The sequence below is a fragment of the Rhizobium sp. Root1220 genome, from assembly GCF_001426265.1.
In the GTDB taxonomy this organism is placed as follows: Bacteria; Pseudomonadota; Alphaproteobacteria; order Rhizobiales; family Rhizobiaceae; genus Rhizobium.
This window is the reverse complement of the sequence record NZ_LMDG01000003.1, coordinates 164,413-178,369: the sequence shown is the minus strand read 5'-3', so window position 1 is coordinate 178,369 and position 13,957 is coordinate 164,413. Positions and strand designations below refer to the sequence as shown.

Here is a 13,957-nt window from a genome sequence, read left to right as displayed (position 1 = left end):
CGATCCCCCCATAAGACACGTCGCTAACGACGTCGTTAAACACGTGTCTTAGGCCATTAAGGCATTATGCGGCAGGCGGTGCCAATCGGGCGGTTACGTCTGCCTAGTGGATACGCCAGAGGAATTGCGCGGAACCACTCTGCCGAACGCGCCAGAGGTAGATCATATCTATCCGTTGTCGCGAGGAGGCACGCATGAGAGGAGCAATCTTCAGTGCCTATGCCGCAGGTGCAACGGATCCAAGGGCGCTAAGCTCATGAGCGAGTGGCTGTCAGCAAACGACAATAGACCTTTTGAAATTGCAGCTTAAACGGAGTCTCCACTATGGCAAGAGGTGGCGCTAGGGCCGTCTCAGGTCCAATGAAGGGCACTAAGTACACCAAGGCAAAAGCCCTTGCGGCAACGCCAGCAGACATAAAGACTGCAGCGAGAAAATCTAAAGTTTCGCCCCTCGAGTACATGCTCGCTGTGATGAACGACGAGAGTGAAGACGCCCAAATGCGGGCGCGCATGGCGATCGCCGCCGCGCCCTACGTTCACTCTCGGGCGAAATGGGGGGTGCATCGCGAAGGATCGACATCGCCCGGTAGGGAGCGGCGGGGGAGCACAACGCACGACGCCGCAGGTTTTCAGGATGGGTGCATGGGGGCACACAGATCGCTACCGACCCTGTCCGCGCCGGATCGGTCGACAATCTCAAAGCACGATGTTTGAACGGATATCACCGAGCGGGGGAAGATAAATTCCGAGCGAGCCATCATCGGCCCCGTAGATTGCGATACTCTCTTCATCGGTTATCCCGTAACCGGCGCGTTTGCGCGCTTGGTCAATCGCGCGGCGAATAGCGACTGACTTGACGGCCTCACGAAACGACAAAAGGTATCTTGGGCTGGCAATCTTCTTGTAGCGCTCTCGGAGCCCTGTTGAAGGGTCACTGGCAATAGTGATAGCCATGCAGAGTGCAGCTGGATCATCCGCGGTAAGGTGATCATTACTTAGGCGATTTGTGAAATGCGGCCAAAAGTTCTGGCGCCTATTGACGCAAATGTCGAAGAACATGTCGCGTAATGCAAATTCCTTGAAGCTATTTCCGGATGCCAATCCCCGTCGGTGGAATTGCAGCCCGATGGTGAACGACAGGTTCCAAACGGCACGCTGCAGCCCTCCAATCTTAACGTGTTGCTGGAGAGCGGACATATGAATCTCCGCAGCATGTCGAAGATCGCTTCCAGGCAGGTTGGCGCTCCAGTAGAGGAGAAGTATCTGGATAACATAAAAGCCCTTTATGCCCGACATGGGTCCAGTTGTTGGAATCGTAATCTCCCGTGCAACGCTAATTTTGAACCGGCGCTGATGGGGGGTAACATCGATTCCGACATCCGATAGATTCAGGAATTGCGCGAATTCGATTGCAAATTCCATTCCCCACTTATCTGGTGAAAGAGCCAGGTCGTATGGGAGGGATGTGTACTGCTGACTGAGAGCTTTCTCTACATAAACAAGCCGCTCGTCCGGGCCATTTAATTCAAGGGGTTTCACGACTTTGAATATCCGTTTGCTCTCCGCCGCCGCCCCACTCCTCAAAAGCTGACTCGTCAAGAGGTCGGCAAGTATAAGCCTGGTGGACGGATCGTCAGCTTGACGAAGCATGTCCCTAATTCTGATCGCCTGGTTTACATTCAGGTAGTGTCCCCGCCTGAATGTATCGAGGTAGCCAACCGTTTCCTTCTCCTCGTCTTGTAGTCTCCCCGGAACGATTGAAAGAAGGTCTGCGTGTTGCCTGTTGGCGTGTAGGAACGATATGAATTTCGGATCGAACGAAAATGACTTGTCGTCAATAAAGGGAGCCACTGCATCGGTGGCATACTCGCTGATCGTTGATACGACTGCGTCTCTGACGGCATCCTTCATAAGCGCCAGCCCGGCCAACCCGACCGTGCCCAGCCCGCCAAAAATCATATGTCGCCGTGTGAAGCGGTTGGGGTTCTTGATCACATCGTGATCTGTCGCGCTCTTTCCGGAGCCCGCATCACTAGATTCAAACGAAACAGACTCGACTACACCTAAGGCCTCCTTTTCGGAAACCTTGTAAACGCTGCGCACCACTTTCGTTATGTTCTGCGTCATGTCCAGCCATCCCCCATGATCGCCAAAGTAGCACGCACAGGAGTCAAACTCTATCCAGCAGGGGCTAGTCGGATCTCTGCCGCTCTCGTCCACCGGACCGGCCTGGTATGAATTTTTCGCGTCCGCAAAATTCGCAATCTGGAGTTCCCTGGTGCGCAATCAAAATCACGGTCTCCAAAAACAAAGTCTTGACGATTTTCGGGCTTTTTAACTTAATGGTAGAGACGATTTAGTGTTTTGCATTTTGAACACTATATTTATGTGCGGGCCAACGAGCCCAGCCGCATCGCGGCCATAGCAGACAAGAGCCGCTAAGCGGCCGGAACAAGTCTCCTCCTCGAAGGAACTGCATCAACATGGCATTCAACCGTGCTGCCGAGCCCGCGCCTGGCTATCGCCTTTACACGTCCAAGAGAACGATAAAGAAATATCTCCTCATCGCTAAAGGCCTTGCCGCGTACGGCGACTATTCCAGTCGTGTTCTTACCTGGGCCGAACTATTCACAATACGGCCAGATTTGAGAACGTCAGCCAACGAAGCTCGTATGCTTGCTTGTGAGCATCTTAGCAGCGTTCCCGCCCGTCCATCAGCTGCACGTTGGAAGAAGCCCGAGGACGAGTTTTGGCTGAGCGGCCTTATCTGCCGCTTTCCAAAATCCATCTCTGGTGGCCGGTGGGCTCACTCACCGTGCGAAGCCGTTTATCGCTCGAGCGTTCCCAGTGGGCGTAACGTCGTGCACATGACCAACGATGGCCCTAGTGCCGAATGGCGGGCCGAGCGTGATGCTGCTGGCTTTGCGCTCGACTACGGCAGCGAGGGCAATCGCATCGAAAGGGCGCTGGTCAAGGAGAAGTCGCCGCTGGTCGCTACATTGCGGCAGGTGACAGAACTTATGCGTCCGCCAGTCGTCGCCGCGAACGACAACGAGCCTAGCAATGATGAAGGCCAACCGGGGAACTCCGGCAAGGGACACGAGCGCGTCCATAATCAGGGGTGCATCACGCCGTCCGTCCCCATGCTTTTGAGGGCACACCAGGCTGGCATGGCATCCGGCGTCCGCGAACTCGACAAAGGATGGCACCGTATTGGCCCGACTGATGGCAAGCGAAAGCTCACTGGCCTCATCTTCCTCAATGGCGAGTTGATTGCCTATGGCGACGACACAGGCCGGAAGCGCAGGCCGGACTACAAAGCCAACCGGGCCAGTGAAGCCGTTATCGACGATGAGTCCGAAACCGCAAAGCATATTGCGGCGCAGCCGGAGGAGAACCGGAGCTATATCCGCCTCGCTGGCCGTGAGCGGTACATTTCGAGTCAGCGGCCGGACGCACCAGGCTCTATTGCAACGCCTCCCCGCACGGCTCGCGCAATCGCCAATGACAACGAGCTTGCCAAGGCCGTGGCGAACACCCCCGTCATGCCCGCTGTGAAGAAGTTGCCAGACGGACCTGCGAAAGACTACGGCCGGCTCGCCGGTATTGCCGAGACTATTGGCACTGGAGAAGGCAAAGCCAGTGCACCCATGCACGACGTACTTTCAGAGATGGAACGGGCTGAGCAGCTTGGGTCCGCAGGATTCGATGCCGACGACCTGGCGGTGATTGATGCCATCCTCACGGATGCATCCTTTCGCACCATCGGACTGGCGCGAGGATATGCGGAATCATCGGCACATCGCATGGGCCGCAAGGTCGTGGAGGATATTCTCACGCGCCTCTCAGAAAAAATTGCAGCGTAGTACCACTTCGGCCGATTTTCGGACCACTTGAATATGAGGGTAGCTTCGGCGACCCCATTCGTTTCGCCCGCCGCACCGCAGTTCTGCGTCGGGCTTTTTTATCCTAAGTTTCGCGCGCGCCCTTCGACAAGGTCAAGCATCTGCCTTCCCGTATCCGGGCAGATGTAAGCGCGCGAAGAACTCTCCAGTCGAGCACGGATGTACTGCCGGCGGGAATCGCTCTTGTCCTCGGGTGGGACGAGGGCTTTCGGGCTCGAGCGCGCTTCGGCGCGGCTCGCTTGACCGACACACTAGCGGCTTCGGCCGCTTATTTTTTGCCTCATCAACCGCAAAACGCGCCAATCACGGAAGGATTTCGCGTGTCCAATCTACCAACCGCTACAGCAGCCATAGCGCGCTGCCTCGGCTTTCCGGAGCCGCGAGTCCGACAACTGGCGCGCCGTCTTCGTGAAGCGGAACTTATGCCCGCAGGCGCCCCCGGTGTTCCGCCTGACGTCGATCACCACGACCTCCTCACTCTCATCATTGCGCTGGCTTCTGATGCAACGCTGGCCAAGGCAGCGGAGGCTGTCGAATCCTACTCGGCGCTTACGCCAGGAGGCGCAGACGTCACTGGCGCCCCAGCCACTGTCCCACGCACTGCGCGAGAGGCTCTTACGGCTTTCGCCGAGCTTGCCGCTGAGGGTGACGCGCTTTCCTCCATGGCGATCGAGGTCGTGGCCACTTGGCCAGAGATCGCCATCCGCTGGTCGGACGGCACGGTTCAGCGCTTCCGCGAAACCGGCGCTCTAGCGTCGCACTGGGCAGACAGCCGGCAGCGCAAATCAGTCACCATTCCAGGCACAGCATTTGCCGCCGTATTTAAGGAGTTATTCGCTTGAAGAAGTCTGAACGATTCGAAGTACCGCCACTTACCATCGATCCAGTCTACAAAGATCTTGTCGACCGGCGCTCGCTATTGCTCGAAAAGCAGGCCGATCTCGCGAGGGAACACCGTGAGCTTGCGCAAAGCATCAATGACGCGCCGGCGCCCGCTTTCCGACCGGGTGTCGCTGAGCTTCTCGGAGAAGGCGCCGATAGTACTTCGTCGTGGCGCGCTCGGCTGAGGGAAGTAATCGCGAGCGAGACCGACGTCGATACAGCACTCGAGATCGTCCGGCAACGATTGCTCGCGGCACGCGGCAAGGCAAGCGCATCGGTATGCTCAATTGTGAGGCCGGAATACGCGCGGCGGGTCGCCGACCTTGCATCGGCGCTGAAAGCTGCAGCGGCAGCGCGGTCTGCCTACGACGATCTGGTCACTGAGTTGAACATCGAAGACATTTCTTGGACCAGCCTCACGCCATTGCAGCCCAACTTTTTAGGCGATCCGCGCGACGGCCACGTTCACCGTTGGCTTCGCGAAGCGACGGAGGCTGGCTACCATGTCAATTGAAAAAGCAAACGAACGCCGCGAATACGAAAAAGCTGACGCCCGCGGGCGGAAGTCAGCCCGCAGCGTCAAACTACCCGGAGACACAACTCACGCCAACCGCTCGGACTCGGCCGAGACTATCGCCAGGCGCCTGACGCTTGCCAAGCGCGAAAAACGCACGAAGGACGCGGGCCGTGGCTGACATCAGCGGTTACGCCATTCAATGGAACCAGCCCGCCGTTATCGGTGGGCTGTTCGAGGAGCGCTTCGCAAAGGGCGCTTTCGACAAGTCGCTAGTTGATCGGCCCGACGTGGTGGCACTGTGGGGACATGACTCCACCCGCCCTCTGGGCCGCGTGAGCAACGGCAGTCTGCGCGTTCTCTCAGACAGTGTTGGGCTTTGGTATTCGCTCAAGCCAAACGATGGCCCACTCGGGCAGGAAGCGATCGCAACAGTCGGAAGCGGAACAGTCAACGAAGTTTCGGTGGGCTTCAGTTCGCAGGTGGAGGAATGGGACGACAGGGAGGATGTGCCCCGCCGCCTCATCACCCAAGCCACTCTCTTCGAGTTGTCCCTTGTTCTTTGGGGCGCCTATGGCAAGGCTACGAGCGCAGCGATTGCGGGCACCCGACATTCTCAGTTGGCCAAGATGGAAGCCGCAATGCGGGCTCGTGGCATCCCGCTGAAGTAGGGCCCATGTCCATGGGCGACTCTCTGTTGAGGCGGCTACGTAAGCGCGTGGCGCTTCTTTAGGGCTTCCCTATACCTTTTGGGCACATAGCCAAGAGTTTTCGCGCCGCAATTCGGGCACCTATACGGGCCAACTGACAGCGTCAGGATGATCCACACGATAATCCAGGCCCCGCCAGTGACGATGGTAAGTAGCAGATGCAGGACGTGATTTGGCGTCTGCCGCTCGGCAAGCACCATAGCCACTTCCTCTTTGCAGAACATTCGTCGTTGCTGCATCCCCATACACTAATAAATAGAGCGAGATCGAACGAATGGCAACCGACCTCGCCGAGCAGTAGCGCACGCACCGCCTCCATCGTTGAGTTAATCAGCAAGCGGCGACGCCCAAGCCCTGATCTGTTTCATTAGATGAATAACGAGCAACCCAATGCAACGGCAAAAATCGCCAGCGGCAACGTGAGCACCAATACGCCGCCAATCCATTCACTCGCCGACGACCGTTGTGGCGCGTTATTCCTTACTGGGTTCATACCGTCCCCCCCCGTTGGACGAGCAGCATAACCGACATTTTAGCATTGTCTTATCAACGATGGTTTCCGCGCGTAACACTGCCAGCATCCGGCGAGCGACGCATCGCGAAGTCCCGGTAATCCAAAAAGGAAAAATCAATGACCACACCATGCGGGCGCTCGATCCCGTGCGGGGCCGACCTCAGCCTCTTCGCCGTTTAAATCAAAGGGAAAAATCAATGACCACAACGAACGCACTGACGGGCGAACGATCCCCTGTTACCTCGCCCGACGAAATCGGCGAGCCAATCGATCCGTCTCGGACGACTTTCGACGACGGATCGACCTTTGATGACGGCGCCGACTTCGACGACTAGCGCCCTCCCCGCCTACACCGTTCAATTCAGCCCGCTTCTGCGGGCTTTTCTTTGCTCAAAGGAATCCTATGGCCTCCTCAGCCAATCAAGTCTATCGAGATTACATCACAGATGGCATTCCATCATCAGGCAACGCCAAGGTCAAAAAGGCCGAAGTCCGCGCCCTGCTGTCAGGATACGAATCCATCATCTCGGCCTTCACCTCCAATGGCGGACTGATCTACTCGTCCCTCGCGCTCCTTAACGCGGATCTGACAAAGGCTGCCAATAGCATGGCGTGGGTTGTCGGCGACGCGACCGCAGCCAACAACGGCGTTTATGGCAAGGTTGGCGGAATCGGGGTTGGCTCGTGGACGCGCCGCAGCGATTTGCCGTTCAGCTTCATCATCGGAACTGATGCAGGCGCTGGCACGCCAAACGCCTTGCAGGTGACCACTTCGCTGCCGGTGTCGGGCTCTGCACTCGTTATCCTGAACGTGTTTGAGGCCAACACCGCTTCGCCGGTCACGGTCTCTTTCAATGGCGGTTCTGCGCTCACCATCAAAAGCAATTCCGGCAACGATATCGTCTCCGCTGGGCTTGCCGCTGGGATGCTTCTGTTCGGTTACGTGTCGGGCTCAACGTTTCGTCTCATTAGCGATCAAGTTTCGAGTGCCATTGTTGCTGCGGCCGAGGCGGCTGCGGCCGCGGCTGCGGCTAGTGCGGCAAGCATCAATTTGCCAGCGATAGGCAGCGGCAACAAAGGCAAAGGTTTAACGATCAATGCCGCCGAGACTGGTTACGATCAAAACCTCTTGTCGATTGTTGCACTGACACGCACAGCGCTCAAGGCTCTGACCACTTCTATCGACCGCCCAGTCTACCTGGCCGAGAGCGGACGCGAAGGTGTCTTCAAACTTCGTGCTGGCTCTCCACCTGTGACCGATACGCAGGAAGGCATTTATGTCGTCAGCAACACCGCGAGCTTCTATTGGGAGCGTGTATACGGTCCTACCTATCCGACAGTGCGCGCGTTCGGTGCGGCTTTGGATGGTACGACGGATGACAGCAATGCGCTCAAGGGAGCTATTGCCGTTCTCGGGATCGCGATTGTTCCTTATACGTCGACGGGCTTTGTAGCCGATGGCGTCGATATCAATCCGTCGCTCGGGCACATCCTCAAGGCAGAGGTTCGCACTCTGTGGAAGCTCAAGGCGGCTTCGACCTATGCCATCAAGGTGCTGCCTGCATCCGTTGCTCAAAACTACGCCCACATCGAGAACTTCATCTTTGACGGGGCAGCAGCAGCCAACACGGCCGGCGCTATCCTGATCAATACCTCGGCGGGCATCGTGTCTGGGTTGCGCGCTCGGCGCCTGATTTTCCGTGACTGCGGCTTTGCCTACAAGGAGGAGACGCACGCCTCCAACTTCGTGGTCGACTTTGCGTTCGAGGATTGCGAGTGCTTCTACACCCGCGGCCGACAGGTGTTTTCGAACCGAAGCCGTGGCTTTTTCCGCTGGCGGGAGTTCCGAATAAACAACGGTTACAACGCTCCTGCTGGCCGACCGACTGTAACGTGGAACAGCGCGTATTTCGGCGACATGCTCGGCCTTGAATTCTTTTGCTTCGATGTGGTCGGGGATGTGCCCGGGGCTCCTACTAACCTTCCATATCAGGCTACGGCAGTCGGGCTTATCATTGATGGCGTAGTCGGCGGTCGTGGTTCGATCTATGGGAACCGTGTCCTTATCGACAGCACCTGCGGCCCAGGCATTCAAATGAGCAACGTCTTCAACGTCGAACTCGACGAGGTGCAGGCCTACTCAAACCTTGGGCCGGCTATTGCTCTGACAAGCGTTTCGAAGAGCAATTTCGGCAAGATGAAGGTTGTCGGAGGCAAGGGCGTGACAAACGCAGCGGCCAGTGCTCATGGTATTGCAATGACGTCCTGCTCGTTCGTTATCCTCGACGGACTGGAGGCCGACAATAACACTGGGGCCGGCTGCATCATGACCGGCTGCTCTGACTGCCAGGTGTTGGGCGGCTACTCTATCAACAACAGTACATATGGCTACTACGATGACACGGGCAGCAGAAACCGACGTGTGGGCGTCACAGCGACAGGCAACACAACCGCGTCGCTTTTCCAGAACGTCGCCAGCAGCGCTACATATAGCTGGACGCCAAACAGTGGCACACCCACGGCCAGTACAATTGGGGTTGCAACTGTCTAGGACTGGCGGGGCGTCGAGAGGCGCCCCGCCTCAATACGCTACGATCTCTGGCAGTTCTTGCTGCGCATGGCGTTTTGGATGGCTTGGACCTTGCCTTTGGCAACAGAGACCTGGCCCTCCTTGTCGCCGCCAAAGGTGCTGGCAGTTGGAACACCGATCAGGAAAACACCAACGGCATCGCCCGTTGCAGCGTCATTCTGCGCCTTGGATACGGTTGCCAGGTTCTCTTGCTCCCTGACGAGCTCGCGAGCCAGGACCGGACAACTCGATCCCGTATAGGCTGCCATTGGGATGTCCGCCGGCAGGATTGCATCCGGACGCTTGGCGCAGGAAGTAGCGGCCAGCAGTGTTGCCAGCACGACGTGACGAATTTTCATGATTACCCCTAAAGATCTTAACCGGCGCTACCTATGCATGCCGTTACTGGGTGGGGAAGTGGTAATTTAAAGTTGCGCGAACTTTTCCACTGCCGCAACCGGTTCGCGGCGGTCAAGTGGGGGGTGTGAAGAGGGTTGTCCCACTAGCTCTTCAATGAGTGTTGAAGTCATTGTACGGAGTGCCCAGCACCACTGTCACATAGATTTCCAGAAGGGCTTGCCTGTTTTGGTCAACCTCTTCAACGTAACGATAGTCCATCTTCCTAATACGGATTTTGGCATCATTGAAGGCACCTCTAAAAGCGTCATCAAGCATCAAGTTTGCACGGCTATTCTCATCGCTCTTATAGCTCGCAACTACCCGGCCGGTTATCTCCCTGGCTAGTTTGAAAGCAAAGGCGGCCATACGGTGCGTCGCGCCTGGCAGGCAATGCCTGCCATATCGCGCCCTGAGATTATTGGAGCGGCCTACATACATTGGTTTGTCACCTTCGCTGAAAAGGTAAACGCCACTTTTGGGCATGGATCGTGGGAGTTCGCCATTCGTCAGCGGTGCCATGCGGTGAAGCCGCTCGTACGCGGGGTGCAGGCTTTCAGTCAACTGTGCAAATCGTTCGTCCATCTCAACCACCGGCGCCTGGAGGCGCGTCGTTGGTGAGGTGCTCCCGGTATTGGACTGTCTCATCGGTGTTCACATCGATCGATGCCCCGGACGGTGCCGTAAGGCGCACGCCAGGTCCACCTGACCCGGAGTAGTTTCCGTCGACGAAGGTTATTCCAGCGGCCTGGAGGGCCGATTCGATATCCCTCAAGGTTCGCTCATATGGCGTTGACGTTCCTGTCTCGAAATTAGCAAGGGTTGCGCGTCCGACGGTCGCAGCATCACACAACTGGCTTTGTGACCACCCTAGCAATCCCCGTGCGGCACGGCACTGAGCTCCCGAAATAGACATTTTGAATAACTCCAAACATTTTGTATTGACTTCCTGCGAAGTCGATGTAAATTGTATCGTGTTGTACCAAATGATCAGTGTTAACGCAACGAGGAGCCGCAAATGACCATGCACAGCCCCATAAAACCCACTGACAGAACCGCGCTCCCACGCGGTCTGCTGCCGAGAAGACGCCCCGCCGAAGCCCCGATCATGGAAGCCATGATAGTTCGAGGAGCCAAAGCGATCGTTGATGCCATGCACCAGGCCGACGATGAAGGTGACGACAGAAGAAGCCGCAGCCTGATGAATTTCATGGATAACTACCGCAGGTCTGAAGTCGCCACCACGGAAGCCACCACGCCGCAGATGGCAATCCTGCAACTGGCCATGGCAGCCGGAGAGCTCGATCGGTTTGACGCCTCTTGGATCGCGGACGAAGCAGGAGCAGAGTCTATCGCTGAAATCCAGCGGCTGGTCGAAAGCGCCCTTGCCTTTGTCGAGCTCGGAACCGGAGTAAGTCGCGAGTCGATGGGCGCTGACTATTTCGCAGGCTCAGCGCGGAGGATGGCGCAATGATGCACTTTTCCACCGTCGAAGCCTCGCACAGGACGTACCAGCACCATATCGGGCCGCCGACGGCGCGTGTTCCGGTGAAGCGCTTCAAGTTCCGAGTAGGCGCCAAAGTTCTGTTTCATGGCACCCCCGGCACCGTAATCGGCCGCAGCGCCAGCTGGTATGGCAGGCAGATTTACACGCTCGATCTCAAGGACCACCCTGGCGGCATCCGATACAAGGATGTCATGGGATGCGAGTTTCTGAAACGGGCAAACTAATTCCCACCCGCCGCAAGGCGGTAGCCGCGGGTGCTTGAACACATCCGCGGCGGGCCGGTGCGAGCGAGCTTGATAACGAGCTCGCGCCGGTTCCCTTTTCAAGGCGCGATCTGCGCGCCGGCCAGTTAGTGTGATGCCCTTCCCGCGCTGGCCTTTTTCTTTAGCAGTCACCGGAGGACGGCCAACACCATCGGCTCCCGCATTGCCGGGTCGTCCTCACACGGTATAAGCCGTCGGCCGAGCGAATGCGGCTGGCCCTACTAGCCACGATGAAAGCCCAGCGAACCCCTTGCGCTGGGCTTTCAATGGCCGGCGACCGGAAGGGACAGGCGTCGGCCGGGCGACGTGGGAGAAAGTAAGGGCGTCGCCACAGCCACAAGTATCTGTGGCGGCAAATTGTTCCAAAGAAGAAGCTCGGCGCCAGAGGGACCGACGCCGAGCTTTCTAAGAGGACCGGGACGGGCTTCGTTCGGTCCTACAGCGTGTTCGCTTCGCTGCATCTATGAAACTTTGGGGGCGGGGGAAAGTTCCCGCGCGAATACCGACGGCATTCGCCAGTTATGAATAGGGACCAAACGAATAAGGCTCGGCAAACCTTGGGGGCCGCGCCGAGCCTTATCGTCGACCGGCACGGAGGGACCGATACCAATCGGATTGCAACGAGGTTTGGGCTCATTGCCGCTGGCGTAACGGCGGAGAGATGAAAAGGTTCCGCAGTTTTCGAAAAATCCCGACGCGCGAACCAAGCACCTCGGAACCCACCCGATCAGGATTTCGTCACCTGCCTCACCGCGGCGCGAATGCGGTCGGCGACCAATTCTGGGCTCTTTCTGGACAAAGCAGAACGAGATGCCGACAATGTCACCAACACACCAGCTTGGAGGGGGAAATGCCGAACGCTGCAAACGATAACAATCCGCTGTACTTGCCAGAAGCTTCGATTGCGCAGCGCGTTCTGGGCACGAAAAGCCGCACGCAGTGGGGCGCCCTTGCCGCTGTCTGGGAACGTGAAGGATTGCCGCGCATAGACCCCATGACGGGCTGCCGCTACTGGCCAGCCGTACGAGCTTTTCTCGACCACCGGCACGGACTAGGCGCCGCACAGTTGCCAGCGACCGTTGACGGAGCGGAGAACTGGTCATGACTGACGCGCCGGGGTTAAAGCGAAAGCGCAACAAGGACGGCACGTTCCGCGAATACTGGGAAGCGCGCGGAGATCTCGTAAAGCGAGGCTATCGCCCCTCCTCCGTCAGACTTCACTACCCGGTGACATCAGAGGGCCGCCTGCAGCTGGCATCGCGTTGCCAGATCCTGCAGGCCGAAATGCTTGCATGGTCGGCTCGCGGCGATCACCCTGCCCCGTCGTATGATGGCACTATCAAGAGCCTGTCCAGGCTGTTTCAAACAAACGATGACTCCCCATTCCTTTCCATAAAATGGAACAGCCGAAAAAACATCCTGCAGTCCCTGGTAATCATCGAGAAGACGGTCGGTGCGCGCCATCTGAGCAAGTTGCTGGGACCAGATTTCAAGCGTTGGCATACCACATGGGCCGAGCCGAAAGAGACCGGTAAGCCCCCTCGCCCGTGGCGAGCAAAGCACGCGATCGACACCGTCCGCCAACTGGTAAGTTATGGCGTGACGCTTGGCTACGAGGACTGCTTTCGCGCGGACACGATCCTCGGCAAGATCCGGTTCAAGACGCCGCCTGCCCGCACGTCAGTCATGACGATCGAGCACGTCAACGCCGTTCGTACAGCCGCTCACGCTGTTGGCCGCCAGTCTGTCGCACTGGCAACTGTTCTGCAGTTTGAGTTGGCGATGCGGCAGAAGGACGTTGTTGGTGAGTGGGAGCCAACCGATGACGCAGACGAAGGTGGCATCACCTATCGCAACACGAGATGGGTAAACGGCCTTGTGTGGTCGGACATCGACAGTGACTTAGTGCTTCGCAAGACGCACATAAAGACAGGCTTGCCCGTAGAACACGACCTGAGACTTCACCCGGCTGTGCTCGAGGAAATTGAGCGAGTTCCTGTCGAGAAGCGCATCGGGCCCATGATTATTTCGGAGTCGACCGGCGTGCCGTACAAGAATAGGAAGTTCAGTGAGCGGTGGCGCATCGTCGCAAACGAAGCCGGGATACCCAAGTCGGTCTGGAACATGGACGCCCGCGCCGGTGCCATCACTGAGGCATATGATCTGGGCGCATCGGAGACTGACGTCATGAAATCGGCGGGCCACAAGAACCGCCAGACTAGTGCCCGATACAATCGCGGCACCCTGAAGCAAACCAACCGCGTTGCCGAAATGCGGTTGGCAAAACGTAACGAGAACACAGAGTAAGGGACGCGCGAGGGACGTTTGGGGGACGTTTCTCGCAATCATTTGAATTAATTGCGCATTCCAGAATGGGGGAACAGTTCCGCATTCTGTTCCTGGACAAGCGTAACGCGCTGATTGCCGACGAAGTGCAAGGGCGTGGAACGGTCGACCATACGCCGGTCTACCCGCGCGAGGTGGTGAAGCGTGCGCTGGAGCTGTCGGCCACCGCGCTTATCCTGGTCCACAACCACCCCTCGGGTGATCCGACTCCCTCGCGTGCAGATATCGACATGACGAAGATGATCATTGATACGGCAAAGCCGCTTGGCATCACCGTTCACGACCATATCATCATCGGCAAGGAAGGGCATGCAAGCCTCAAGGGGCTGCGCCTCATCTAAACGGGATGGC

The 13,957-nt window shown here is 57.7% G+C and carries 16 protein-coding genes; 12 read left to right on the top strand and 4 right to left on the bottom strand.

The window, feature by feature from the left end:
- Positions 1-696 precede the first annotated feature (696 nt).
- Positions 697-2,127, bottom strand: a complete 1,431-nt coding sequence (locus ASC90_RS04875; RefSeq protein WP_156392837.1) for a hypothetical protein — start codon at positions 2,125-2,127, stop codon at positions 697-699.
- A gap of 734 nt (positions 2,128-2,861) precedes the next feature.
- Here ASC90_RS04875 and ASC90_RS04870 point away from each other — a divergent pair.
- The 7 genes from ASC90_RS04870 (at position 2,862) to ASC90_RS04840 (ending at position 9,076) form a co-directional block, all read left to right on the top strand.
- The gene (locus ASC90_RS04870; protein WP_156392836.1) at positions 2,862-3,866 is read left to right on the top strand and encodes a hypothetical protein; all 1,005 of its coding nucleotides are present in this window, start codon (positions 2,862-2,864) and stop codon (positions 3,864-3,866) included.
- Positions 3,867-4,225: 359 nt separating this feature from the next.
- A complete protein-coding gene (locus ASC90_RS04865) occupies positions 4,226-4,747 on the top strand; it encodes a hypothetical protein (protein ID WP_156392835.1) in 522 nt (173 codons plus the stop codon).
- Positions 4,744-5,301: a hypothetical protein gene (locus ASC90_RS04860; protein ID WP_056536151.1), complete on the top strand. Its 558-nt coding sequence runs from the start codon at positions 4,744-4,746 to the stop codon at positions 5,299-5,301. Before ASC90_RS04865 ends, ASC90_RS04860 begins: the two co-directional genes overlap by 4 nt.
- On the top strand, positions 5,291-5,482 hold the full coding sequence (locus ASC90_RS04855) for a hypothetical protein (protein ID WP_056536148.1): 192 nt from the start codon (positions 5,291-5,293) through the stop codon (positions 5,480-5,482). Before ASC90_RS04860 ends, ASC90_RS04855 begins: the two co-directional genes overlap by 11 nt.
- Entirely contained in the window at positions 5,475-5,972 is a 498-nt protein-coding gene (locus ASC90_RS04850) for an HK97 family phage prohead protease (protein ID WP_056536145.1), read from the top strand. Before ASC90_RS04855 ends, ASC90_RS04850 begins: the two co-directional genes overlap by 8 nt.
- A 750-nt stretch (positions 5,973-6,722) precedes the next feature.
- On the top strand, positions 6,723-6,860 hold the full coding sequence (locus ASC90_RS28640; protein WP_156392834.1) for a hypothetical protein: 138 nt from the start codon (positions 6,723-6,725) through the stop codon (positions 6,858-6,860).
- 68 nt (positions 6,861-6,928) lie between these two features.
- The gene (locus tag ASC90_RS04840; RefSeq protein WP_056536139.1) at positions 6,929-9,076 is read left to right on the top strand and encodes a right-handed parallel beta-helix repeat-containing protein; all 2,148 of its coding nucleotides are present in this window, start codon (positions 6,929-6,931) and stop codon (positions 9,074-9,076) included.
- 38 nt (positions 9,077-9,114) lie between these two features.
- Here the strand turns inward: ASC90_RS04840 and ASC90_RS04835 are convergent, their stop codons facing one another.
- From ASC90_RS04835 to ASC90_RS27665, 3 genes are all read right to left on the bottom strand, one after another.
- A complete protein-coding gene (locus tag ASC90_RS04835) occupies positions 9,115-9,453 on the bottom strand; it encodes a hypothetical protein (protein ID WP_056536136.1) in 339 nt (112 codons plus the stop codon).
- A 151-nt stretch (positions 9,454-9,604) separates the two neighbouring features.
- Positions 9,605-10,075, bottom strand: a complete 471-nt coding sequence (locus ASC90_RS04830; RefSeq protein WP_156392833.1) for a hypothetical protein — start codon at positions 10,073-10,075, stop codon at positions 9,605-9,607.
- 1 nt (position 10,076) lies between these two features.
- A complete protein-coding gene (locus tag ASC90_RS27665) occupies positions 10,077-10,406 on the bottom strand; it encodes a helix-turn-helix transcriptional regulator (RefSeq protein WP_082519798.1) in 330 nt (109 codons plus the stop codon).
- Positions 10,407-10,508: 102 nt separating this feature from the next.
- Between ASC90_RS27665 and ASC90_RS04825 the strand changes: the two genes are divergently transcribed.
- The 5 genes from ASC90_RS04825 (at position 10,509) to radC (ending at position 13,947) form a co-directional block, all read left to right on the top strand.
- Positions 10,509-10,964: a hypothetical protein gene (locus ASC90_RS04825; protein ID WP_056536130.1), complete on the top strand. Its 456-nt coding sequence runs from the start codon at positions 10,509-10,511 to the stop codon at positions 10,962-10,964.
- Positions 10,961-11,221 (top strand): hypothetical protein, encoded by a 261-nt coding sequence (locus ASC90_RS04820; protein WP_056536127.1) that lies wholly within the window; start codon positions 10,961-10,963, stop codon positions 11,219-11,221. Before ASC90_RS04825 ends, ASC90_RS04820 begins: the two co-directional genes overlap by 4 nt.
- Positions 11,222-12,110: 889 nt before the next feature.
- Entirely contained in the window at positions 12,111-12,365 is a 255-nt protein-coding gene (locus ASC90_RS04815; protein ID WP_056536124.1) for a hypothetical protein, read from the top strand.
- Positions 12,362-13,567 (top strand): hypothetical protein, encoded by a 1,206-nt coding sequence (locus tag ASC90_RS04810; protein WP_056536121.1) that lies wholly within the window; start codon positions 12,362-12,364, stop codon positions 13,565-13,567. Before ASC90_RS04815 ends, ASC90_RS04810 begins: the two co-directional genes overlap by 4 nt.
- Before the next feature lie 65 nt (positions 13,568-13,632).
- Positions 13,633-13,947: a DNA repair protein RadC gene (gene radC, locus ASC90_RS04805; RefSeq protein WP_280138306.1), complete on the top strand. Its 315-nt coding sequence runs from the start codon at positions 13,633-13,635 to the stop codon at positions 13,945-13,947.
- Positions 13,948-13,957 lie beyond the last annotated feature (10 nt).